Raw genomic sequence first — 24,584 nt, forward strand, 5'->3', positions numbered from 1 at the left:
GCGATTGAAGATGTCAGATCAGACTGGTCACAGGCCTACCAAATCTTCGGCGCTCTTTCCTGGTGTACCCTTCATCGAGTCTCCGATATTCGAGAGCGAAGAACTCTCCGATTTTTCGGATCAAGAACGAGCACTGGCTCGGGATCTCAATGCACATGGCTTCGCGATCATCGACTTTCCCGATACCGAAATAGACGCGCGAATCGAGAGGATTAAGAAGAATCTTGGTCCTCGCTTTGATATACCTTTGGACATTCCAACGGCAGACAAGACAGAAGGCGAGCGCCGTATCCAGGACGCGTGGACCTTTGACGAAGATGTTCGCGCTATTGCGTCAAATCCGAAGATGCTGGACCTACTCGGCAAACTGTATGGCCGACGTCCTTTCCCGTTTCAGACACTCAACTTTCCTGTTGGAACCCAGCAGGCGGCCCACGCCGACGCGGTCCATTTCTCAAGTCTGCCCGAAAGGTTCATGTGCGGTGTTTGGGTTGCGATGGAAGATGTCTCTCTAGAGGCAGGGCCCTTGTTTTACGTGAGGGGATCGCACCGCTGGCCAATTATGACGAATGCGATGATCGGCCGGCGCGGCTACGGAAGCGAGCTCGCTTCGGCTCAAGATCCCTATGCCGATGCATGGCAGGCATTGTGTCAGACGTACCAAAAGACCGAAGAACCCTTTCTGGCGCGCAAGGGCCAGGCATTGATCTGGTGCGCGAACCTCTTGCACGGCGGAAGTCGCCAGCTTGATCCAACGCTCACCAGGTGGTCGCAGGTAACACACTATTTTTTTGATGATTGCATCTATTACACGCCAGCTCTTTCCGACGAAACGATCGGTCAGCTAACGCTTCGCAACCACACTTCGGTATCGGATCAGAAACCCAAACAAAGCACGTATCTTGGCGAAGCCGTAGTCGATCCTTCGCGTAAGGGGCTCCGGCGTTCTGTGGTCGGGAGAGCTGGCAAGTTGGTCAAAAGCCTCGTTAGGTAGCCAAGATATTTCTGGCTTTGCTAGATCAACGCACTCACCCCGATCGCAGGTTCTGGCACCTTTCCAATGACTTAAGTGGATCCACGTCGTTGCTGTCATGGATGTTGGCTTTTGCCGAGCTTGCGGAATGTCGAAAAATCCGTTGGCATAGCGCCGTAAATGCACAGTCTTTCGGACCAAACGAGGCGCCATCGAGTAAAAAGCGAACACGTTATGTGCGCTACCACTTCGTAGAAACTGGCGTTACACTGCCTCCGCACAAAGGAGAGTCTCGTGTTTCTACGCAATATGGGGATCATCCCCGGGAAGGCGCAATCCGGAGCTGACGAGGGCAGCGGGGCTTCGATCACGAACCTCAGCCGGCGCAGTTTCGTTGCAGGATCGGGCCTCTTCGTTATCGGTGTGACGCTCGCCGGATGCTCGAGTTACGTAGAACCCGATGTGGATGCGAACGCGTTCGACTTGCCCGATCCCGGCGCAAGTCCGCTGACGCAAGTCGCTGGTGGAGACGCGACCCCGGCGCTGTGGATCGCGATCGAGGAAGATGGCACGGTCAAGATTACCTGCCACCGATCCGAGATGGGGCAGCAGGTCTGGACCTCGATGGCACAGATCGTGGCTGACGAGCTCGAAGCGGACTGGGACAAGGTGCAGATCGTGCAGGCCGAAGGGCACGAGCGCTACGGCGATCAGAATACCGATGGTTCACGCTCCGTCAGGTACAATTTCCATCGGCTGCGTATCGCGGGTGCAGCCATGCGTTCCATGCTCACTGAAGCCGCGGCACTGTTCTGGGAAATGAACCCGGCCGAATGCTCCGCTGCCGAAGGTCTCGTCAGCAATTCGCAGAACAGCGACACGCTCTCCTACGGAAACCTGGCCGAGCTTGCCGCGCGGCTCGAAATTCCGGCTGAGGATGAGATTAACCTGAAAGAGCCGGACGAATGGCGCTTCATCAACAAGGAAATCCCTTCGCTGACCATTCCGCTTATCACGCGGGGGCAGGGAACATTCGGCATCGATGTCGACCGTCCCGGGATGGTCTACGCGGTTGTCGCCCGCCCGCCGCAGGTCTTCGGCCGGGTAGGGAGCGTCGATGATACCGCAGCGCTTGAGGTTCCGGGCATGCTGCAGACCGTTCGGCTTCGGGATGCGAAACCGCCAGCCTTGTTCCAACCGATGGGCGGCGTCGCGGTGATCGCCCGAAACACCTGGGCCGCGATCCAGGGACGCAACGCGCTCGATATCGAGTGGATCGATGGTCCGAATGCCCGGTACGAATCCGTCAGCTTTGGCGAGGCCATGAAGCGCACGGCAAGGCGTCCCGGCACTGTCCGGCGTGAGCGCGGCAATGTGCAAACGGGAATGGCAGACGCTGCCCAGCGCATCGAGGCGGAGTATTACGCGCCGCACCTCTCGCAATCACCCATGGAGCCGCCTTCTGCGACCGCGCAGTGGACCGGCGACAAGCTGGAAGTGTGGGCCTGCGTGCAGGATCCGCAGACGACCCGCCAGACGATTGCCGATCTGCTTGAGATCGACAAGGAGAACATCACCGTCAATGCGACGTGGCTGGGCGGGGCGTTCGGCCGTAAATCGAAGCCCGATTTTGCCGTCGAAGCCGCGTTGATCGCGAAAGAAGTCGGTAAGCCGGTCAAGGTTACTTGGACCCGTGAGGACGAAGTGCGCCACGGCTTCTATCATTCGGCAAGCGCGCAGCGACTGGAGGCGGGGCTTGACGAAGATGGCAAATGTACGAGCTATCTGCACCGCACGGTATTCCCTCCGATCGCATCGACATTTTCCGATGGAATGGCGACCCCGACCGATGGCGAGATGGGTTTGGGCGCGACCGATGTGCCTTTTGCGATGCCCAACCTGCGGGTCGAATCCGGTGATGCGAAGGGGCATTTGCGGATCGGCTGGCTGCGGTCTGTTTCCAACATCTACCACGCCTTCGCCGTCCAGAGCTTCGCCGCAGAGATGGCCCATGCAGCTGGGCGGGATCAGAAAGAATACCTTCTTGAGCTTATTGGTAAGGCGCGGACGTTCGATCCGGGCGACGAAGGTGCGACCTATCCGAATTACGACGCTTCGATCGAGGACTATCCGATCGAAACGGGCCGCCTGTCGAACGTAGTCGAAAAGGCCGCTGACATGGCTCGTTGGGGCCGCAATCTGCCGGAAGGGCATGGCCTTGGCATCGCCGTTCATCGGTCATTCCTATCCTACATCGCGACGGTGATCGAAGCGGCAGTGAGCCCCGATGGGACCCTGACCATCCCCGGTATCTGGCTTGCCGTGGATGCAGGGACGGTCGTCAATCCGCGGCACGCGCGCGCACAGATGGAGGGCGGGACGATCTACGGCCTTTCGAACGCTCTGTATGGAGAGATCACTGCGCGAAACGGCGCGGTTGTGCAGGACAATTTCCCGTCCTGGCGGGTAATGAGGATGGGCGAGGCACCGCGCGAATTCGATGTCGAGATCATCCAGTCGAACACCCGGCCAGCGGGTATTGGTGAACCGGCGACGCCGCCTGCTGCGCCCGCACTCACCAACGCGATCTTCAATGCGACCGGGCACCGGATCCGGACTTTACCAATTATTGGGGCGAGAGGCAGCAGGCTCTCATTGCCCGAGACTGAAACAGCCTGATCCAGGAGAGCACACGTGGCCAGGACACTGAAAATCAATGGTAAGGACGAGACGGTCGATGCCGCACCAGGTACGCCGCTGCTATGGGTGCTGCGCGATCATCTGAAGATGACCGGCACCAAATTCGGCTGCGGCGTGGCCCAATGCGGTGCGTGCACCGTCCATATCGATGGTGCGCCGACACGCTCGTGCGTATTGCCCCACGATTCACTCGAAGGCTCGGAAATCACGACGATCGAGGGTGTGGAAGGGCCTGCCGCCGACGCGATACGCGAGGTCTGGGTGGAAAACGACGTTCCGCAATGCGGATACTGCCAGTCCGGTCAGATCATGGCGGCGACCGCATTATTGGCGGAGAATTCCAGCCCGACGGATGCAGACATCGACACCGCGATGAGCGGCAATATCTGCCGCTGCGCCACCTATATGAGCATCCGCCGCGCCATCAAGGAAGCTGCATCGCGGGCGTGAACCGGAACAGGATATTGGCTCTGAATCTTGAGTGGGTGAGCCGCTAAGTCTCACCCATTCCCGAAAGGATATTCACACAGATATCGGTGAGGAGGAAGCTTCCCAGAGCACCTATTCAAAATTGGCCATGCAGACCTCCCATGCGCGCTGCTTCAACCGAAGCGAGCAAAGGGATTTAGCCCGCATGTCAGTCGTCCATAATACTCCAAAGGTGCCGTTTTCCCGCCCTCGGTCGCGAAGAAATTGGACCGCACCATGAACTGCGTGACTGCTGTGCGCCGAAAATTCTTGTACTTTTCGGTCGAGCTGAGAAGTGCATCGATACCGCCTGCGGTCAGTCCAGCCGATAGCAGGACCAGCGTGTTGAGGTTTTCCAGGCGATTTGCCCGAAGACCGGAGACGTAATCGGCCGAAAACTCCTTCAGTATTCGATCCGGAATGTTCGCATTCGGCAAGGCGCGCTTGGTCATGAAGCTCACAAGGTCCTCCGGTTTTGCATAAGCAATCCTGCCGCCGAGTATCGCCGTTCCCACGAGGCTGCTCGCGCCTATTCCAAGGAGGATCTTGCGGCGCGTGGTCCATGTCGAGGTGTTTGTCATCGCAGCATTCCCGGTCTCAAATCTCATTGCCCAGCTTCAGCGACATCGCTGCACAGGTAAGGCTTGGCACAGCCCAACTGGTCGTCGGAAATACCGCAGTTCCGACGACCACCAGGTTCCTCAGGCGCTGGTGTATCTGCCGCTTGTCGACCACAGAAATGGCCGGATCGCTGCCCATTCGCAAAGACCCCTGAATGTGATCGGTCGTCGGCAAGATCCGGCGGAGCTCAACGCTTTCGATAGGCAGTGAGGAAAACACTTCGGGAATCTTGCTGGTCGCAAAGTCGAGGCCCTTATGCGCGTAATCCGAAAATCCGCCGTGCCGCACAACGGGAATGTCTCCTCCCTCATCGACGACTGCGTTCTCTTCATACAGCAAGTCTTCGACAGTGATCCCGATCGGGAGCACTTCTCTGTACCTGTTCGGAGGATCGAGCCGTAGGCCGCCCCATAGGAAACTGTTGTTGGTCCAATACTGCACTGCTCCGTGCTCCGACCGGTGCGGACCATCGATGTAACTCAGTTCGAACCCGGTTGTCGCAGTGCCGCCGTCGAAGTGATCGATCCCGTCGAGCATGATCTCGACAAAGGCGAGCATCTTTTCGCCGAGATATTTGCCGGGGCCGCCATCAAGTATACCCGATTGCTGCAGGATAAATGGCGAATGTATCCCGTTCGCTCCAAGGACGATCAAATCCCCTTTCACACGGAAATCGCGGCCTTCGCTTTCAAACACGACGGCTTCGGCATTCGCCCCGGTTGCCTCGATCAACCGGACCCTCGCGCCGGTGCAGATGGATAGGTTCGGCGCTTCCCAGAGGTCGCGCATCCCCTCGACTGCGTAGAACCGGGCACCTGTAGGGCAGAATGAACAGGTGCCGTTATTGCAGCACGCTCCGCGACCATTCTTGCCCTGCGTCAGTTTGGCCTGAGGAGCGGCGAAGAAAGTGTCCGGGCGGTCCTTCTTGATCAACCGCTCTGTGGTGCTGAGGTGATGCGGCGCTTGCGGAAAACTCGCTGAACCGGGGAACACCCTACCTGCATCGCTCGCTCCTGCAACTTCCATGAGGGCTTCGGCCGCGGTATAATAATCTGCGATGTCGTCGTAGGATATTGGCCAGTCGAAACCGACGCCATACCGTGACTGAAGCTCGAAATCGTGCGGATGCATGCGCGCAGCCATGCCCTGCCAGCAATTCGTCCCCCCGCCGAGTCCGATGCTGAAATTCCAGTCTTTCTTGCTTTCGTTCTCGATCGTCGCGTTGTGATCGATGGCCGAGTTCTTTTGTTGATCGATCTGCCAGCGCTGGGTGTGATGCGCACCCCATTCGAGGACGAGGATTCGCTGATTGGGATTTCGTTTGAGGTAGTTTTGGAGGAAAAACAGCGATCCGAAGCCCGAACCGATAACGATCACGTCCCAGTGGTGGCTTTCGACTGCGCTCGCGCGGACGACACTGATTTCCATGACGTGTCCCAACATACCCCGAGACCGACTAATCAGCCTCCACCCCGATCGGGTTTTTGCGACACACTGGAGGAAATATTAGCTCTTTCGGTCTAGCGCCTCAACCTGTCCTAAAGCGGTAGACCGGAGACGACTGGGACTGCGCGCAAAGTGCGGTTCGGCTTGAGCGGACCTCTCGATCAACCGAAGGCGTTCATACGCCGCCACGGTCACAGGCGCGCGGGCGGCTCGCGCCTCACTGCTCCCTCAGCGCCTTTGCGTGCCATGCGACATGTTCGGCGATGAATGTCGAGATAAAGAAGTAGGAATGGTCATAGCCGTCCTGCATCCGGATGGTCGCGTCCATCTGGACATCACTTAGGGCGCTTTCCAGAAGGTGGGTCTGCAATTGCTCTTCGAGGAAATCGTCCGCGGTTCCCTGATCGATCAGGATACGGTCGTGACGCGCACCGTCCTTGATTAGGGCGACCGCATCGTATTCTTGCCACGCCCGGCGATCGTTGCCGAGATACCGGCCGAGGGCCTTTTCACCCCAAGGGACTTGGCTGGGCGCAACGATAGGGCTGAATGCGCTGATCGACCTGAACCGCTCATAGTTTCTGAGCCCAATGGTGAGCGCGCCGTGCCCGCCCATCGAGTGTCCGGTTATGGATTGCCGCTCTAGGTCGACCGGAAAGTTGTCTGCGATAATGCCGGGCAATTCGCGCTCGATATAGCTGCGCATGCGGTAATGCTCGGCCCAGGGCTGCTCGGTCGCATCGACATAGAAGCCCGCGCCCTTGCCGAAATCGTATTCCTCTGCGCTATCCGGGACATCGTCGCCGCGCGGAGAGGTGTCGGGAGCGATAAACACGATCCTGTGCTCGGCGCAGACGGCGCGGTATTCGCCTTTTTCCATTACGTTGGCGTGGGTGCAGGTAAGACCGGAGAGGTACCACAGCACAGGCAGCTTTTCGCCTGCTGCGTGCTCCGGAACGAATGCAGCGAAGGTCATCTGGGTGCCGGTTTCACTGGATGCATGCGAGTAAACGCCTTGCACGCCGCCATGGCTGCGCGCCACGGAAACGGTTTCGAGTGCCATGTCAGACCTCTATCGGCTTGAAGGCGGTTTCCTCGTCGCCTGTGTTGGGCGTGCCGTCTGCGTCCATGATCAGCAGCTTTACTTCGCCTGCCCTAGCGCAGGGACGATGCTCGACGCCGCGCGGTACGACAATCAGATCGCCTGCCGTCATATGCTCGGTCCGGTCCCGAAACTCCATCTCGAGATCGCCCTCGATAACGAAAAAGAGCTCATCCGTGTCCGGGTGGTGATGCCAGTGAAATTCACCCTCGACCTTGGCGAGACGGACTTCGTTACCATTGTAACGAGCTGCAAGGCGCGGCGCCCATTGGTCGGAAAACAGCGCGAATTTATCTTGCAGGGCCACCTTGTGCGGTGTCTTGTTCGCCATCAGCTTGCCATCACACGGCAGATTGTATCGGCACAACGCATTGGACTGCACTCCCTGAAGTTAGGCGAAGCATATCGTCGGACTTCGATCACCAGCTATCTATACCACAAGAAGCGCCGGATACGGCAGATGTGAGGCACCGGATGGCCGGTGCCTCAGTGCCCGGTTACTCTTCGCCGACCGCACTCGGCGGCAAGGCTCCATCGGACACTTCGCTATCGGCTGCTTCATCGCCGCCGACAAGCCCCCGTGCCTCGAGCATCGGCTGGATGTCAGGCTGACGTCCGGCGAAGTTTTCGAACATGTCGAAATAATCGAGCGTCCCGCCGCGGCTGAGCACGGTCTGACGGTAGTGCTCGCCGTTCGCCCGCGTCAGTCCGCCATTTTCGCGGAACCATTTGCGGCTGTCACGGTCGAGCATCTCGGTCCACAGATAGCTGTAATATCCGGCCGAATAGCCAGCGGGCGATGAGAAGATGTGGTTGAAGTATGTGCTGCGATAGCGCGGCGGCACAAGCTCGATTTCCAGCCCAAGATCGGTCAGCGAGCGGCGCTCGAACGCGTCTACGGCGGCTGGGTCACCAACCAACGCGCTCGCTTCGTCGGGGCTGAGCGCATGCCATTTCATATCGAGCAAGGCCGCTTCCACCACTTCGCCGAAATCGTAGCCCTGATTGAATTTGGCCGCCGCTTCGATGCGCTCGATCATTTCTGCAGGGATGGTTTCGCCGGTCTCATAATGCTTGGCATGGTTCGACAGGATCGAAGGCCATGTCGCCCACATCTCGTGCACCTGGCTCGGATATTCGACGAAATCGCGCGCCGTGGCTGTTCCCGACAGGCTTTCATAGCGCTGGTCGGCAAAGAGCCCGTGCGCCGCATGGCCGAATTCATGAAACGCCGTGTTGACCCAGTCGAAACTGACCAGTTGCGGTTCACCGGCAGGCGCTTTCGGTACATTGAGGACATTGTAGATCACAGGCTTGTTGCCGGTCAGGTCGCTCTGGTCGACAAAGTTACCCATCCACGCACCGCCGCGCTTCGACGGTCGCTGGAACGGGTCGAAATAGAAAAGGCCGAGCTCCGATCCATCTTCCTCGAACACGGTGTAGATCCAGACGTCCGGATGATAGACGGGGATGTCGTCCCGGCGTTCGAAGGTAAGGCCGTAAAGCTCCTTCGCCATGAAAAAGATGCCGTCTTCGAGGACCCGGTCCAGCTGGAAGTATTCCATCACGGCATCCTCATCGAGGCTGAACTGTTCGGCCTTGATGCGGTTGGCGTATCTGTACCAATCCCAGGGCTGAACCGTGAAATCGCCGCCATCTGCGCGGATTGCAGCGTTCAGCAATTCCGCCTCGCGGCGCTGGGTCGCGGCCAGCGCAGGTACCATCTGCTCTATGAAATCGAGCGCGGTCTTCGGCTCTTTCGCCATGCGGTCATACATGGTGTAGCTCGCCCAATCGGGCTTCCCGAACAGCGCCGCCTTCTGCGCGCGCAGCAGCGCTATCCGCGCAATCAGGTCGCGGGTATCGACCGCCCTGGTGCCGTCGGCGCGGTCATGGCTGAGGCGAAACAGTTTTTCGCGGGTTTCGCGGTTTTCCAGCACCGGCAGCAGCGGCTGCTGGGTCGTGTTCTGGAGCGCGATCGCGAACTTTCCGGGAAACCCCTTTTCCGCAGCGAGATCGGCCGCCGCCTGAATATCGGAATCCGACAAGCCTGCCAGCTCTTCTCGCGTGTCGACGATCAGAGGCTGATCGGCCATTGCATCGCGCGCGAGCTGGCCGAATTCGGTGGTGAGCGTCGAAAGCTCGGTGTTGATCACCTTGACCTGTTCGCGCTCCGCATCGCTAAGCAGCGCGCCGGCATGAACCATGCTGTCATATGTGTTTTCGAGCAGCCGTGCATCTTCCACTGTCATCGCCATGGCGGCGCGGTTGTCGTAGACCGCCTTCACACGCGCAAAGAGCTCCGGATTCAGAGTGATGCTGTCGCTGTGTGCGGACAGGCGCGGACTGATTTCCGTATTGATCGCATCGAGACGGTCGGTCGTGTTCGTTCCGGTAAGCTGGAAGAAGACGCTGGCGACCCGGCTAAGCATGGCGCCAGAGCGTTCGAGCGCCACGATGGTATTTTCAAAATCCGGCGCGGCAGGGTTGCCCGTAATGGCTGCAACTTCCGCCGTCTGGATGGCCATTCCCTGTTCGAATGCCGGAAGGTAATCGTCCTCGGAAATCTGGGTGAAATCCGGCGCATGAAACGGCAGCCTGCTTTCGCTGGCGAAATAGCCGGTGCCTTCAGGAATGTCGGGCGCGTAATCCTGGGCGGCTTCGGCTGCGGTGATCGGGTCCACATCGGCTCCATTGGTGTAGGTCGCGCAGCCCGCAAGCAGGGCGAGTGCGGTGCTGGACATAAGGATAGATGGCAGTTTCGCGGCGGTCATTGGGTTTCTTCCGTGTTCAAAATGATGGCCCCTTAGAAGGGCCTGCAAACAATTGGTGGCTTTCTGTTTATCGATGGGCGGGCTTGAACATGGGATGAGCGCCAATTTCAAGTGCGAGCTTTTTCGCGGCAATGCTCAGCAATGATCGCTTGACGAACATCGAGCCTCTAAATAGTAATGAGAGTCAGTCGCATTAGCAGGAAGACTCGATGCCCCTTCAACCAATGAAATACGGTGCCGCGCTTTCATGTGCGGCGCTGGCGTATTATCCCGCGCTCGCATCGGCGAGTGAAGACGATGGATCGGACGCAGCCGCCGAAAATGGCGGCCAGATCACAGTGGTTGCCACACGGAACGCTACGCTGAGCTTTGAGTATCCAGGCCAGGTCACCGTAATCGATCGCGACATCATCGACGATTTCAATGCATCGACCTTGCAGGACGTCTTTGCTGCCATCCCCGGGACGACGTTCGATTCCGGCCCCCGCCGCACCGGCGATGTGCCCAGCATTCGCGGCCTGTCCGGCAATGCCATCCTGATCTTTCAGGACGGTGCGCGCCAGAGCTTCGTTTCCGGGCATGATGGGCGGTTTTTCATCGATCCCGAACTCGTGCAAACGGTCGAAGTGGTGCGCGGGCCAAGCTCCGCTCTCTATGGATCGGGCGCGCTGGGCGGCGTGATCGCGACCCGCACAATCACAGCAGAAGACATGCTCGGGGAAGGCGAGCGCTTCGCGGTACGGCTCACATCTGGGTACCAATCGGTGAACGATGAATTCCGCGTTGGCGGCACCGTCGCTGGACAATCCTCGGACGGAGTGTGGGATGCGCTCGGCCATATCACCTACCGCGATTCCGGCGATATCGAGCTTGGCAATGGCGCGCTGCTGCCCGCCGATGACGCGATCACCTCTTCGCTGCTCAAGCTGACAGCTCGACCGACGAGCAGCCTGGAGATCACAGCATCCTATTCCCGGTTCGAAGGGGATTCGACCGATCCTCAGAACCCTCAAGGAAATAACCTGGCAGGGCCTGACAATGATCTCGTATTCCGAGACGCCCGAAACGACACCGCACAGCTGGGGCTCAACTGGAACCCGACCAGCGATGCGCTCGATCTCAATATTGTCGGGTATTACAGCCGCAATGCCGTGGAAGAAGATGAGGTCGATGATCCGCGGATTACCGACCGCGAGGTCGAAACGTTCGGCATTCTCATCGATAACCGTTCAAGGTTCACGCTCGGCGAGGCCAGTTCGCTGACGCTGACCTATGGCGGAGAATACTACCGCGACGAACAGCGTGGGCTCGACACCGCTACCAGCGACATGACACGGGGCGGCGTGCCGGATGCCGAAACGGATTTTGTGGGCTTGTTCATCCAGGCAGAATTCGAGCTTGATACGCCATTCGGTCTGCCTGGCTATCTCAGCGTCATCCCGGGCATCCGCTGGGACTCGTTTGAATCGAGCGCCACAGACGAGAGCTTCGGGATCGATGACGAAGAGTTCTCACCCAAGATCGGCGCATCCTACAAACCGATACCGGAGCTGCTCATATTCGGGAACTACGCGCTGGGCTTCCGCGCACCGTCCTTCAACGAAGCTTTTGCTGATGGCACCCACTTCGTGATCCCGAACCTGTCCGCCCCTCCGGGGCCGCGCGGGCCCGTATTTGTGAGCAATTTGTTTATCGGCAATCCCGATCTCCAGGCGGAGGAATCCGAAACCTGGGAAATCGGAGCAGGCCTCGATTTCGATGACCTGATCCAGCGCGGCGACCGTTTGTGGGTGAAGGGATCGTACTACAATAGCGACGTCGATAACCTGATTGGGCTCGATGTGAACACACCAGCAGGCTGCTTCGTTGCCAGCCCCTTCGTACCTCCATGCGGTTCAGGGGCCGAGTTCGGAAACACGAGCCAGAACGTCAACATCACCGCGGCCGAGATTGACGGGATAGAGATCGAGTTCGGGTACGAATCCGAGATATTCTATGCTCGCGGTCACTTCTCCACGATCGACGGGTTGGATATCGATACGGGCGAATTCTTGGAAGGGCTCATTCAGCCCGACATCCTCTTTGTCGACCTCGGCGCGCGCCTGGGTGAAACCGGACTGCGCATCGGTACGCGTCTGACCTACGCGACCGAATTCGATGAGGTGAACGAGCCGCAGGATGTGCGGGACGATTACTTCGTTAGCGAGTTTTACCTCGTCTACGAACCAGAGAACGGACCGCTGCGCGACTTTCGCGTGGACTTGGGGATCGACAATGTCGGCGATGCCGATTTCGAGGTAGTGAATGCCGGCGTCTTTCAGCCAGGCCGGAACTTGAAGGCAGCCCTCACTTGGTCGAAGGGCTTTTAATCACAACTGCACATGAGTATCATTCGCATATCATTCAATGGGAGTCCCCTATGTACATAAATAGCAAATCCATCCTCGCGGCCGGGCTTGCTGCGCTGGCGCTTGCAGCCACCCCGACCCCGGCGCTGGCTGATGATCCGATCGAACGCAGCGCAGCGGCGGAAGAGGCGGCATTCGAAGCCGACCGTCAGACCATTCTGTCGATGGCAGGAGACTTCGCCGTCGTTTTCGACATGCAGGAATCCACCGCTTGGAAAGACGGGTATGAGCCGATCGATCGGAAGGTCACCAGCGGGTACGAATCCGTTCGGGTCATCGAGGATACCGGCACGAAGATCGTGCTTCAGCACCTCCTCGTGACTGGCACGAACGACAATCCTTATGTGGTCAAGCACTGGCGCCAGGATTGGGAGTATGAGCCAGAGCAGATCCTGACCTATCAAGGCGGCGACAGCTGGAAGCTGGTCGATGTGCCCGAACCGATGAGGGCAGGGCGATGGTCACAGACTGTCTACCAGGTCGACGACAGTCCACGCTATGCCGGTTGGGGACAGTGGCAGACGACCAATGGTGTGAAGCGCTGGCGGTCGAACTGGACGACCCGCCCGCTGGCTCGCCGCGACGCGGTGCGCGATCCGATTTACGATCGCTATGTCGGCATAAACCGCCACCAGATGACCCCGACCGGCTGGATTCACTGGCAGGACAACACCAAGATGATGCCGTCCGCCCAAGGGAGCGGAGAATTGGTGCCGGTCGTTCAGGAATACGTGCTCAACACGTATGAACGCTATGATGATTACAACGTCGCAGCCGCCGAAACCTATTGGGACAAGACCCATGAATACTGGGCGGCGATCCGCCGGAAGTGGGATCAGGTGGCGACGGAATCTGGTGGTATCGCAATCGCACAGGAGGCCGATGTTGGCACGTCAATCGCGGGTGAACTGCTGAAACTCGCCGACGCGATCAAAACAGGAGACACCACGGTCGAGGCCGCCAGTGCAAAGGCTGTCGCATTAATCGACGAAGGCACATCGCGCAGTGGTGGGTGACTGAGCCGGAAGGGCGCGTAGGAGGCCTGACGGGGTTTGCCTGTCGCCGAACACGAACCGGTTTCGGCGGCCTTAAGCCCCCGTCGCCTTGCCCTCGCAAGCTCACCTACCTGCGGCATCAACCGTTAGCTGCCACAGATACGCGTGCCCGCAATCACTGCGCGATCATCTCTACGGTAATGTTGTCCTGATATGTGCCGGAGAACGCGCCGGTAACGTCGCCGACCCGGATGTCCAGCCGGTACTGCGAGCCCTGAAGATTCGCCTCGGGGCGTCGCCTGACCACCTGGTCGGAAGCGAGGGCGAGGGGTTCACCGTCGAAGGTGGCGAAATATTCGATCCGGTGCTCGGCCTGATCCTGAGAAACCAACGCTCCGCCGTTTTCGGACTGGATTGTGAAATCGACGTCCGTATTGGCTTGAGCGTTGAAGAGGATGAACGCCTGCTCGCCGGTCTCAAGCTCGCCGAAATCGATGAAGGCGAACGTTCGATCGGCATTGGTCGTGCCCGAAGTGCCGGCGATCGACAATGCCGTGTCGGTAAGGACCTGTAGCGCGATCGGGACTTCTATCTGCTCATCCAAGACCGTGCCCAGGTTATCGAGTAACTTTACGTCTATCAGCATGTCGCACCGACCAGGTTCTGCAAATGCGCGCTCTTCCGGTCGCCAGCGAAGCGTCAGGTAAAGCTCCTCGTCAGCAGAGAGCGATATTTCGGTTACGTAGCTGGCTGCTCTGCGCACCAGCAGATTTCCGTTAAGCCGTGCATCGATCGGAGTGGTGCATGGCCACGTGAATTCGGCCGCATCCGTCGGTGTTATTTCAAGTTCGCCGTCGAAATCGCTGTCCGGTGGTGCAATGATCCGGATCATGGTCACCTCGCCTTCCGGCAGAGGTTGAAATGGCTTGAAGACGGTTGCGACGGGCTGCTCGATCTCGAGGATCGGTTGAGCGGACAGAAGCGTCGGAAAGAGCACTTGTGCGGTCGCTATCGCTGCGCATGTTCGAAATAGCTTCATTGTCGAAAGGCTCCAGTTTGATTTCGCCCTTCTGGACGATGCCGGTTTCATCTTCGGCGATTGTGATTTCCGCTGAAAGGTTGCTCGATCCGTCGATCCTGATCCGGTAGGTTCCAGGCTCAAGGTTTTCGACAACCAGCCGGCCGGTCCGGTTGGTGAAGAACCGCGCGACCTCGGTATTGCCATCGGCGGTGTATATCGTGCCGGTAGCAAGGCTCACCCGCTCTTCATTCGGCAAGATAAGCCGCGCCAGGACTGTCGCGCGAATCTCGCTGCCAATATCGACGCGGTAACCGGCCCTGAACGGCGGCAGCACTTCGACCCGGTCGATCCCGAGGTCGTAGCCGGGCTCCAGATCATCCACTTGCACCGTGAAGGCATAGTTGGAATAGCCAGCCCGCAGCGGTATGAATGCCGCGCCGAATGGATCGCTGTGTGCCGCTTCGCCGATCCCGTTTTCATCCAGCGATGCGCGGCGGTCGCTGATGTTCTCATGCCGCTTGACGATGACAAAACCGGAATCGAAGGGCCGCCCGAACTGCACCGCGCCCTCGGCAAATCCGATGCCGATCGCTGCTGTGATTTCTGAACGCGACGACGTGCCAAGCGGTGTTTCGCGGGTCTGGTGGTCGAATTGCAATTCAGCCCGGTTGCTGATGTGACGGATCTGGCCGCTGCCCTCGAAAAAGCCATCACGGTCCCGCGAAATCTGTGCGCGGAACTGGCTTTCGCCGACCGAGAAGCCGCCGAAGCGCTGATATTCCAGCCTGGCATCGCCGTCCGTGCCGAACCGTGCGCGAGCTCTCGACCTTCTCCCGAGAGGGATCGAGACGGATAGGGTCGCGCGATAATCATCGGATTGGCCTTCGCGCTGAACGACCTGTCCGCGTGCATTGAAGTTGGCGCGCATCATTCGCCACGTCGCGCCTAACGCCAGCGAGCGTGTCCGTTGCCCATGAACGCGGCGATGCGATGCATCGGCGCTGAACTGGACATTCTCCGCCTGAACAAGCCAGCGCAGATCGACAGAAAGCTCCCGGACCTCGGGCCCGGCAAGAGATTGCAAATGCTCGTTGCGCCAGATCACTTGCGCAGCGACGGTGTGATGCAGGGCGCCCGTTTCGAACTCATTGCGATACTGGATGGCGGCCGATGCGCCCCAGCCATCGGACGATTGCGAGACGCTCGTCTCTCCCGATACAATCCCCACCTCGGTCGCGATGGCGACGCTTCCTCTGACCTGGATAAGGTCAAAGGAGGCTTCTATGTGGGCGCCAAGTGTCAGGCTGGTCGTTACACCGACCTCGTAACTGGCAGAAAGGGCCGGATCATCCGAATACCTTGGAGAGGCTGTTGCGCCGTAACTGAGTAGGCCCAGGCTCAGATCGAACCGGCTGAGTCCTTCTCCAAGCAGCTCATTATCGATGAACGCTGAAAAGCTCGTGACCTGTGGCGGACCGGCACCATCATCGACAATGATCACCGCACTGTTCGATCCGGTCGAAAAGGGAAAGTCACTGAGATCGTACGCGCCCGGCGGCAATTGCTGATCGAATGCGATAAGACCGTCGACCTCGACCGTGACGCGGGCCGGCCGCTCCAATGTAAAGGACTGGCGGCCACTCGGGCGAAGCACTCTAAAGGGCTGAATTTCCTCATAAGCGCGGCGGAAGCTGACGCCGACGAAATCGACGGATCTTTGCAGGTTAGTAAATGGCTGCGTCCGAAAATCGCCGATGGTCAGCCGGGTGGCGTTTTCGAAATCGTCCTTGATCAGCGCGACATCGCGGCGCTCGAAAAGGTCGTCGCGCCCCGTTTCGATATTTGCTTCCCACGCGAGCGTCCAGCCATCGAAACCGCCAACATTGACGAAGCCGAATACGTCCGAACGAAAGGGCTCGAACTCTGAACCGATGCGCGGCTGTTGATGGACATGGGCAACCCGGTTGATCGCAGTGATACCGGCAGAAAAGCCAGCCGGTTGAAGAGCAGACTCCGGGTCGAGCGATACCGTGTTTCTAAGGCTGACCTGACGCACACCTCGCTGCGCTATTGCCAATTCGACTGTCAAGGATAGGCTTTCAGGGACGTACTCAATGATGAGGCCGGCCGCGGCGAGAGCTTGCAGAGTGGCGAAGCCCTCAGCGCTGACCTCCGATGCGAGCACACTGTCGACCGTCGCCTGATCGATCTCTCCGTCGAACAGCGCGAGGATATCTTCCGGGCGGACGGATACCTCCGTCCCCCTGATTTTCGCTACGACTTCGCCGAGCAAAATTCCGTCGAGCGAGACGGGAAGGTCAAGCGCAACGGCCTTGTGCGCTCGTAAATCGTCGGGACTGAACTCAGCGTCGCCGCCGCCTTGGCTCGTCGAGATCAGCGCCGTTGCAAGGATCGCAGAATCGAGTGACATCGTCTGATCACGACGATTCGACCAGCGTTATCGTCGTCTCACTAGGATCAAAGCCATCCTGTGCAGGCATGGTCACGTAGAGCTGGTTTCCGGGCAGGACGAGATTCTTGTCGAACAACCTTTGAGTCTCGCGATTGTCGATCTGCGCTGACTGCCCGCCTTGGGTGAGGCGAATGTCGAAATCGGACAATCGCGCATAGCGGTTGCCATCGTTGCTTATGCGCAAGCGCCAGTTCCCATCCTCGGCTGTTACGATTTCGGTAACTGAAAGATCATTTCGGGAGCCTGACGGGACCACATTGACGAGCGTAGCGAAATTGACCGTTACGGATACACCGGTCTCGCTTTCTTGGCGCATATCGATTGGAAGTTGATTGATGCCGATACGGTAAGCCTGACTTCGATCGAGCACTCCGTCGCCGATATATCGCACACGGATCGACTGACTCTTGCCGGGCGCGATCACCGCTTGCGGTGGGAAGATGAGAAAATCGTCTTCAGCCGGAGTGAGCGTTTCTTCGCCGTTCTCATCGATCGTCAGAGTGCTTGGAATCGCCTCGATCGTAATCGGGAATGACCGCGTATTGGTTACCAAAACGGTGGTCTGAGTGCCGCTTCCCGAGGGTTCCAACTCGAACCGCATCGGTTCGACACGCTGGGCCTGTGCGGCAGGCGTCGCCATAATCGCTGCTGCTAAACTAGCAACCAACAGCGTCGGCTTGAATTTGAAATGAAGCATGGCTGACCTTTCATGCTGATTACAAGGATTGTCGGAAATGCCGCCGGCTGGGCCGCGTACCCCGAGCCGGCGGCACACCGGTCACGAGGCGGTCAGCTGCACCGTGATGGTGTCCGAATAGCCACCTGCCCAGCTGGCAGATTCGAGCAGTTCAATTTCCAGAGTACCAGCCGCGCCTGCTGCGAGGTCAGGCGAACCAGCGATAGTGGTGCTGGCCGATACATCGTTGTTGAATGCGCCGGTTGTATCGAGGACGAGAGGGGCAGCAAGTACACCGCTGGTAAGGGTAGCTTGGTACTCGATTTCCTCGTCTTCGTTGTCGTCGCTTTCCATTCCGCCCTCAGAACTGATGAGCGTTACGGTCGCGCCATCGACATCGTTGCACGTAAGCGTCACGCCATCGCTGAGCGTCGTTCCAGCGTTCATGTCGGGGAACGAGATGGACGCGAACAGATCCTGGACTTCGCAGACTGCCGGGACGACGCCAGTAATCTGGCCGCCGCCAACTTGTGCCTGTGCAGGAGCTGCAATGGCGATGGCCGGAATTGCGGCCGCGATAAGGGCTTTATTGATAGTACGCATGTATCTTCTCCAAAAACTTGGTTCAGGTCGATCGCCTCGGAAGAGACGAATTCTGCCCATCGGTTGATTTTCGAATTGTGATGGGGCGCCCGTGATCTGAAGCCTAAGCCTCTCGAGAACTGAGAAAAGTGGGCATTTGCCCGCAGGGCCGATCAAAAGATCCACGATCTGCGAATTTGATGACTTCGGAATAATTCGATCAAGCGCGCAACACTAAAGAGTAGCCGACCTATCCAAAGGCGGTGAAGCTCTGCGAAATTGTCAATTTAGTACTAAAACGTCATCCGCGTTGGACGAAAGATAACGAAGGGTTAGTTTTCAGTGACAAAGCGCGAATCGGTATGGCGATCGCGCAAACAGAATCGTTTCGGGGATGGATCTTGATGACAAAGTCAACCAGTGCGGCAATAGTTTGCCACAGCACTTTCTTGTTGGACATGGTTTCCGACAATCTTCGGGAACGCGGAGTGACCGTTCTTGCCGCAGAATCCAGCTTTGGTGACGTTCCCATCGATTGCAGTCCCGATGTCATGGTAGTTGTAGAGGCGGCGCCGGGCGACGCATTTCGATCATCGGATAAAGTCGATGCTATCGCCCGCCGTTTCAGCCGCTGGCTGACTATCGGCTCGTCTGAACAGGGCTCAGCCTTCCAGCGCCTTCGCGCCATCCGCAGCGATATCTCTGGCGTTCCCCTCGATATCGGATCGGACGATATGTATCACGCTGTCGAACTCGCATCGAAAGCGAGCTCGGTCTGCATTGGCGGCACGTGCTGCAAATGCCTGTCGCGAGAGATGCACAAGTTGAATGAGGCGCACCTCGATCGCGGTCAGTGGGAAATTCTCGAAATGCTGGCCGATGGGGCGACTAACAAACATATCGCCAACCGATTTGCGTGCGATGAGAGCAAGGTAAAGGGCATGATACGCAGGTTGCTCACCGCGATCGACGCCAGTAACCGGACACAGGCAGCTGTGTTGGCGGCACGAGCGGGGCTTTAGAGAGCTTGGGCTATCTGCCCTGCGGGAGTTTTCGCCGAGTGAGGCAGGCGTTCAGCGGCGGAAGGTGATCTTGCCCAGCTCATCATTGCTGCCACCGCCCACTCCGGTGCTCAGGGAAAAGCCATCACCGCTTAGGTCCCAAACGGTTTTGTAGCGGACCTTTTCCTTGGTTTCCTTGTCCTTCGCCTCATAGAAGAAGGTCAGTCGGTTTCCGCTTCGATTACCGGCGATGTTGACCACCCCGACGCCGCGGGGATTGACCCACCGCCCGGTGACGCGATCGGTGCTCGGATAATCCTTGATATGCCCCAGCAGGGTATAGGTCCCGCTGGTCGCAGCGCATTTACCGCTGATATTGAGCCTTCGTGAGCCCGATTGGTAACGGGTCTTCATACGGCAACGGACGCCCTCTTTCGTCCCTCCCTCTTCGCGCACTGCCCAGCCGTCGCCTCGCCATTGTCCTTCGATTTCGGAAAGGGGTATTTTGCTTGCCGCTCCTGACTGCGAATTGGCCGACATCGGCAGCAGCAGCGCGATTGGCGCAAAAAATGCTGCAGACAGGTAAATTGCCCTGAAAAGCTGTTTCCGTTTCATCTGAGTACGACTATGCCTGTTGAGGATTGAAGTTTTGCGGGAACCTAGGCGAAAGAGCTTAGCTTTACCTAAGTGGCATCACAAGACATCTCGCTGATCGGATCGCGGCACTCAGCGCCGCGGGGGGAATTCAAATTGTCGCGGCTGCGAATTTTCGGCACGCTCGAGGACGGATAGATCATCGCTACTCGGGTCGAAATGATTGGGCATCTCGTCGGCGCGATTTGCCGACAGCAAAGAGCATTGCTTGTGCTGGTTTTGGGGCTCCTGGTGGTTTCGCTGGCAGGCGCGAGTCAGATTCGGGTCGAAGACGGCGCCCGCGATATCTTTGTTTCCTCGTTCGATGAATATGCGCGCTTTACGCAGCACACCGCCGAATACCCGCAAAGCGATAGCGAAATCGTGGTGCTCGTCACGTCGGAGCAGCCTTTCGATCGCGAGCAGCTTACCCTGCTTCAGGATCTGGTATTCGATGGTCAGCTCATCGACGGCGTGGACTTCGCACATTCCATTTTCTCGATGCAGGAATACGACACAGAAACAGAGTCGTTTCAGTCGGTCATTGAGGGCGATCTATCGGCCTATGATGACGTTTCGGACGCATTGGACGAAGTCGCGGATTCTCCCTGGACGATTGTGCCGATGCTCAATGCCGAGCGGACCGAGACCATTCTCGTTTACGCCGTCGAGGAGCAGCGGGTCGATGATAAGCAGGTGCAGCCGATCATCGATGAGTTTCGCGAATTGTTTGCGCAGGTCCCGCCCGAAGCGGGTCTCAATTTCCAGCTGACCGGGACGCTGCCGATCCTTAATACCATCGTAAACCGGATCATCGCCGAACAGGGCCTACTCAATGGAATTGGCGGGCTCCTCGGCCTTATCACGTCCCTGTTTCTCTTCCGAAGCTTGGTGGTCGGACTGCTCACTGGGATTGCTCCAATCTTTGCTGTCCTGCTCACCCTGGGCGCGATGGGGTGGCTTGGTCTCGAAATGAATGTGCTTACAAATTCGATCTCGATCCTGATCCTCGTGATCACGATGGCCAACTGCATCCACATGACATTCGAGCTGCGCAAATTTGCAAGGCAAGGGGCGGGGCGCAACGAATCCATCCGCGGGATGATGCAAGCGATCGCATCGCCCTGCATTCTCACGGGTCTTACCACTATGATCGCGATGGCAGGTCTTTCCTATTCGGACTCGGAGCTCATTCGCGTGTTTTCACTCGCGGCAGTGGTCGGTCTTTGCATGTCGCTGTTTGCCGCGATTGTCGTCCATCCCCTCGTCTTCACGCTGACCTGGCGCATAAGTCCGATCGAACGCGCCTTGAGACGACAAGTCCTGCCGCAGAAATACTGGAGCGAACTGTTCGGCCGTACGACCCAGTGGCTGCTTCGGCGCAAGTTTACGGTGTTGGGTGTCAGCGTGGTCGCGGCGGCGGTGTTGCTCGCTGCATTTCTGCCAGTTCAGACCACCCATCGCTTTAACGAATATCTGCATGACGACGATCCGATCCTGCTTGCTCTGGAGCGGGCGGAGGCGATTAGCAGTCCGACGCAGTCGCTTGATATCGTGCTGCGACAGAAGGAGCAGGGTGGGGCACTTGTCTCAGAGCCCAATCTGGATGTGCTGGCGTCGGTGCACGAGGACCTCGAAGCTGCTTTCCCGAATAATCGGATCTACTCACTGCACAGCCTGCGCCGGATATTGCGCGATGCAGGGCAGGGGGCCTCTGCGGACGATGTCGCGGAAATGCTTGAGAAGCTACCCGAGCGTGCGCAGACCGAGTTGATCGGTGAGACCGGGAACGGGTTCAAGCTCTCTTTCCGCGTCGCCGACCAACCCTCGCCTCAAATCCGCGAATTGATGGACGGTATCAATGCGCGGTTGGACCAGGCCGATTTAGGGGCGCTGTCGGCGGAGCCGATAACCGGCCTTACCGCACTCGCAGCTGTCCTTTCAGACAAGATGATCAAGGAACTGACGATCAGTTTCCTGATCGCCGCATTTGCGTGTCCGATCCTTATCGCTCTGTGGTTCGGTCAGTGGCGTTTCGGTTTGGCCGCAGTGTTGCCGAACGTTATCCCTGTCCTCGTGGTCGGGGCGTGGCTGATGGTGAGCGGCTGGCATTTGCAGTTCATCGGCGCGATCGCCTTGTCGATTGCGTTCGGGGTGGCCGTTGACGACACCATTCACGTGCTCAATCGCTATGATATCAACCGGCGCGAGAAGGGCCGCTCGTTTACGTTTGCAGATGTTCCTGCGGTGATGAAGCATGTCGCGCCCGCGCTGATGACGACCACGCTGGTGCTTTCCATCGGAATTTCGTCCGCGTTCCTCAGTGAAATGCCGACAGTCATTTTCTTCGGCGGGATGTGCATCGCGATTTTCACGCTCGCACTTCTTGCCGACCTTTTCATATTGCTGCCAGTGCTCGCCGTGCTGGAGCGCAAGCGATTGGCATCCGCAGCCAGTTAGGCGTTAAGCTCCTGGCTCCGCCACCTGATCGTCTCTTTTAGCGCCGCCTCGAGATCATAGTCCGGCAGCCAATCGGTCGCTGCTCTTACCTTATTAACGTCGGCCACGATCCGCGGTGCTTCGCCCGGCCTGTCGGCCAGCGCGCCGATGCGCAGCAGATCCTCTTTTTCGCAAAGGGCTGCAATGCGCGTCGCAAGCAAGCGGATCGAGACTCCGGTCCCGGTTCCGACGTTGAAAGCGCCCGCGCACCTATGGGCGGCGAGCGCGGTGAGCGCGCCAGCAATGTCGCGAGTGAAGCCGAAATCACGAACCGCCTTGCCGCTTCCGGTCTTCGCGGGTTCGCCAGCGAGCAGACTATCGATGATCTGAGGCACCAGCCGCGCCGGAGCCTCGTACGGGCCGAAAAGATAGAACAACCGGGCCCAGGTGAGCATGCCGCCCGCCTCCTCTGCCTCCCGGAATGCCTTTTCGGCGAGTTCTGCTTTTGCCTGCCCGTAAATGGACGAAGGCGCGATCGGAGTGCTTCCCTCGATACAGTTGCCATCTGCGGGCGGATCGTATTCGGCGCAGGTTCCGCACGCCACTATGTGGCCACCGGTTTGATCCCAAAATTCGCGAAACAATCGTAGGCTTGCATCGCGCCAAGTCCAGTTTTCTTCGAGGTGCCACAGCCCTCCCGATTGCGCGCGAGCCCATGCGGCGTGAATAAGGGTGTTCGGCCTGTATTCTGCAAAAAGCGTCCTCGCAGCGGCATCGTCAAGCAGATCGACACTGCGCCACTCGACGCCCTCCAGAGGGGCACCCTTCGGCGCACTCCCCAGGGCGATAATTGCCGCACCCTGCCGATGAAGCTGATCAACGAGCGCCCGTCCGATAAAGCCGCTCGCGCCCGTCACCATCACGAGGTCGTTCCGAATCGCCATCCTTCCTTGAGCCCCTCCCTTGCCCATCCAAGCTAATCCGAATGCGCCAATGATACGATAGCCCCGATCCTCTACAGTTTTGCGAGCGCCAAGGTGGTTTAGACGAAGGAGTGCGCAATGAAAGTCGTGATACTCGCCGGAGGGCTTGGCACACGTATAAGCGAGGAAACCTCTGTTCGTCCGAAGCCAATGGTCGAAATCGGGGGTAAGCCGTTACTGTGGCATGTGATGCGGCATTACGCCCATTTCGGCTTGAAAGACTTCGTAATCTGCTGCGGGTATAAAGGCGAATATATCAAGGATTTCTTCCTAAACTATCGTAGCCTGGGCAGCGACTTCACGATCGATCTCGGCAGCGGAGAGGTCAATTTTCACAATCCCGTGGACGAAGACTGGAAAGTGACCCTCATCGACACAGGGGCGGATTCGATGACCGGTGGGCGCGTGGGACGTGCGCGTTCGGTGATCGGCGACAGCCCGTTCTGCCTCACTTATGGCGATGGTGTGTCGAACGTACCGATCGACCGACTGCTCGAATATCATGGAAGGCACGGCAAATGGGCAACGGTCACGGCGGTCCGCCAACCTGGGCGTTTCGGTGCGCTCGGGATGAGCGAGGACGGCGTTTCGGTCACCGGCTTCCGTGAAAAGGGGCTCGACGACGGCGGGCACATTAATGGTGGATTTTACGTTTGCGAGCCTGAAGTTTTCGACCTGATCGATGGGGACTCGACGGTTTGGGAACGTGAGCCGATGGACAAGCTCGTCGACCAGAACCAGTTGGCGGCATTCCGGCACGACGATTTCTGGCAATGCATGGATACATTGCGGGACAAGAGTTATCTCGAAGAGGTCTGGGCGCAGCCCGATTGCCCGTGGCGGATGGTCTACGAAAAACCTTCAGGTCAGCCGCGCGAATGGGTTGCCGCAAATATCGGCGGTACCGACATACCGAACCGGATCCTGACTGCCGTCTAAGCTGAAGAAATCCGACCCAAGCATAAACATCGTGGCGACGCGGCGTTTGAATCCTTCGTAGCTTAAATTGCCGCCGAACAGCAGATCGAGCCCGTCATAACCGACAATGCGCTGGGCGCGCATGAGCTGATCGATCTTGCTCTGCTCGACCTCAGTTTTTGCAAGGTAATCCTTGGCGAAATCCTCTGCCGAACCCTCTGCGAAGCGGGTTTCGGGCAGGGCATGCCGAACAAAGCCTGCAATGAAGGGCTCGATCTCGCCAGTGAACACACGGATACCGCCGATACCCGCAATCGCTGCGGTTGCGGTCCCACCCAAAAGCATCTGTCGGCGCGATATCTTCATGATGC

At 58.4% G+C, this 24,584-nt stretch carries 20 protein-coding genes; 8 read left to right on the top strand and 12 right to left on the bottom strand.

The features are described 5' to 3' along the window. Positions 1 to 10: 10 nt before the first annotated feature. The 3 genes from IB285_RS01805 (at position 11) to IB285_RS01815 (ending at position 4,123) form a co-directional block, all read left to right on the top strand. Positions 11 to 994 carry a phytanoyl-CoA dioxygenase family protein gene (locus tag IB285_RS01805; RefSeq protein WP_190786563.1) on the top strand — a complete coding sequence of 328 codons (984 nt, stop codon included), beginning with the start codon at positions 11 to 13 and terminating at the stop codon, positions 992 to 994. 273 nt (positions 995 to 1,267) lie between these two features. After that, complete coding sequence (locus IB285_RS01810) at positions 1,268 to 3,652, top strand: xanthine dehydrogenase family protein molybdopterin-binding subunit (protein WP_328705832.1); 2,385 nt, start codon at positions 1,268 to 1,270, stop codon at positions 3,650 to 3,652. Between the two features lie 15 nt (positions 3,653 to 3,667). Then, a complete protein-coding gene (locus tag IB285_RS01815; RefSeq protein ID WP_190786564.1) occupies positions 3,668 to 4,123 on the top strand; it encodes a (2Fe-2S)-binding protein in 456 nt (151 codons plus the stop codon). Positions 4,124 to 4,275: 152 nt separating this feature from the next. Here IB285_RS01815 and IB285_RS01820 read toward each other — a convergent pair whose 3' ends face one another. From IB285_RS01820 to IB285_RS01840, 5 genes are all read right to left on the bottom strand, one after another. Then, positions 4,276 to 4,722, bottom strand: a complete 447-nt coding sequence (locus IB285_RS01820; RefSeq protein WP_190786565.1) for a hypothetical protein — start codon at positions 4,720 to 4,722, stop codon at positions 4,276 to 4,278. A gap of 16 nt (positions 4,723 to 4,738) precedes the next feature. Beyond that, on the bottom strand, positions 4,739 to 6,190 hold the full coding sequence (locus IB285_RS01825) for a GMC oxidoreductase (RefSeq protein WP_190786566.1): 1,452 nt from the start codon (positions 6,188 to 6,190) through the stop codon (positions 4,739 to 4,741). A 235-nt stretch (positions 6,191 to 6,425) separates the two neighbouring features. Next, positions 6,426 to 7,271, bottom strand: a complete 846-nt coding sequence (gene fghA / locus IB285_RS01830; protein ID WP_190786567.1) for an S-formylglutathione hydrolase — start codon at positions 7,269 to 7,271, stop codon at positions 6,426 to 6,428. A gap of 1 nt (position 7,272) precedes the next feature. Further along, the gene (locus IB285_RS01835) at positions 7,273 to 7,641 is read right to left on the bottom strand and encodes a cupin domain-containing protein (protein ID WP_190786568.1); all 369 of its coding nucleotides are present in this window, start codon (positions 7,639 to 7,641) and stop codon (positions 7,273 to 7,275) included. Between the two features lie 166 nt (positions 7,642 to 7,807). After that, on the bottom strand, positions 7,808 to 10,084 hold the full coding sequence (locus tag IB285_RS01840; RefSeq protein ID WP_234033031.1) for a M3 family metallopeptidase: 2,277 nt from the start codon (positions 10,082 to 10,084) through the stop codon (positions 7,808 to 7,810). Between the two features lie 209 nt (positions 10,085 to 10,293). Here IB285_RS01840 and IB285_RS01845 point away from each other — a divergent pair, with 209 nt between their 5' ends. Continuing rightward, on the top strand, positions 10,294 to 12,453 hold the full coding sequence (locus tag IB285_RS01845) for a TonB-dependent receptor domain-containing protein (protein WP_190786569.1): 2,160 nt from the start codon (positions 10,294 to 10,296) through the stop codon (positions 12,451 to 12,453). Positions 12,454 to 12,503: 50 nt separating this feature from the next. Then, positions 12,504 to 13,508 (top strand): DUF6607 family protein, encoded by a 1,005-nt coding sequence (locus tag IB285_RS01850; protein WP_190786570.1) that lies wholly within the window; start codon positions 12,504 to 12,506, stop codon positions 13,506 to 13,508. 154 nt (positions 13,509 to 13,662) lie between these two features. On the opposite strand, the gene IB285_RS01855 is transcribed toward IB285_RS01850, so the two are convergent. The 4 genes from IB285_RS01855 to IB285_RS01870 all read right to left on the bottom strand — a co-directional run bounded on the left by IB285_RS01855 (position 13,663) and on the right by IB285_RS01870 (position 18,260). Further along, positions 13,663 to 14,379 carry a hypothetical protein gene (locus IB285_RS01855; RefSeq protein ID WP_190786571.1) on the bottom strand — a complete coding sequence of 239 codons (717 nt, stop codon included), beginning with the start codon at positions 14,377 to 14,379 and terminating at the stop codon, positions 13,663 to 13,665. Continuing rightward, entirely contained in the window at positions 14,330 to 16,939 is a 2,610-nt protein-coding gene (locus tag IB285_RS01860; RefSeq protein ID WP_190786572.1) for a fimbria/pilus outer membrane usher protein, read from the bottom strand. Before IB285_RS01860 ends, IB285_RS01855 begins: the two co-directional genes overlap by 50 nt. 7 nt (positions 16,940 to 16,946) lie before the next feature. After that, positions 16,947 to 17,621 carry a fimbrial biogenesis chaperone gene (locus IB285_RS01865; RefSeq protein ID WP_234033032.1) on the bottom strand — a complete coding sequence of 225 codons (675 nt, stop codon included), beginning with the start codon at positions 17,619 to 17,621 and terminating at the stop codon, positions 16,947 to 16,949. A 138-nt stretch (positions 17,622 to 17,759) separates the two neighbouring features. After that, positions 17,760 to 18,260 carry a hypothetical protein gene (locus tag IB285_RS01870; protein ID WP_190786574.1) on the bottom strand — a complete coding sequence of 167 codons (501 nt, stop codon included), beginning with the start codon at positions 18,258 to 18,260 and terminating at the stop codon, positions 17,760 to 17,762. 437 nt (positions 18,261 to 18,697) lie between these two features. Between IB285_RS01870 and IB285_RS01875 the strand changes: the two genes are divergently transcribed. Further along, the gene (locus tag IB285_RS01875; RefSeq protein WP_234033033.1) at positions 18,698 to 19,261 is read left to right on the top strand and encodes a LuxR C-terminal-related transcriptional regulator; all 564 of its coding nucleotides are present in this window, start codon (positions 18,698 to 18,700) and stop codon (positions 19,259 to 19,261) included. 51 nt (positions 19,262 to 19,312) lie between these two features. Here IB285_RS01875 and IB285_RS01880 read toward each other — a convergent pair whose 3' ends face one another. Next, entirely contained in the window at positions 19,313 to 19,855 is a 543-nt protein-coding gene (locus IB285_RS01880; RefSeq protein ID WP_234033034.1) for a hypothetical protein, read from the bottom strand. A gap of 198 nt (positions 19,856 to 20,053) precedes the next feature. On the opposite strand from IB285_RS01880, the gene IB285_RS01885 reads away from it, so the two are divergent. Then, positions 20,054 to 22,333 (top strand): efflux RND transporter permease subunit, encoded by a 2,280-nt coding sequence (locus tag IB285_RS01885; protein WP_190786577.1) that lies wholly within the window; start codon positions 20,054 to 20,056, stop codon positions 22,331 to 22,333. Here the strand turns inward: IB285_RS01885 and IB285_RS01890 are convergent. Beyond that, positions 22,330 to 23,256: an NAD-dependent epimerase/dehydratase family protein gene (locus IB285_RS01890; protein WP_190786578.1), complete on the bottom strand. Its 927-nt coding sequence runs from the start codon at positions 23,254 to 23,256 to the stop codon at positions 22,330 to 22,332. The genes IB285_RS01885 and IB285_RS01890 overlap by 4 nt on opposite strands. Before the next feature lie 117 nt (positions 23,257 to 23,373). Here IB285_RS01890 and rfbF point away from each other — a divergent pair, with 117 nt between their 5' ends. Then, on the top strand, positions 23,374 to 24,234 hold the full coding sequence (gene rfbF / locus IB285_RS01895; protein WP_190786579.1) for a glucose-1-phosphate cytidylyltransferase: 861 nt from the start codon (positions 23,374 to 23,376) through the stop codon (positions 24,232 to 24,234). On the opposite strand, the gene IB285_RS01900 is transcribed toward rfbF, so the two are convergent. Then, on the bottom strand, positions 24,157 to 24,579 hold the full coding sequence (locus IB285_RS01900; protein ID WP_190786580.1) for a hypothetical protein: 423 nt from the start codon (positions 24,577 to 24,579) through the stop codon (positions 24,157 to 24,159). The two genes, rfbF and IB285_RS01900, sit on opposite strands and share 78 nt — an antisense overlap. Positions 24,580 to 24,584 lie beyond the last annotated feature (5 nt).

It is taken from the genome of Erythrobacter rubeus (assembly GCF_014705715.1).
Taxonomy (GTDB): Bacteria; Pseudomonadota; Alphaproteobacteria; order Sphingomonadales; family Sphingomonadaceae; genus Erythrobacter; species Erythrobacter rubeus.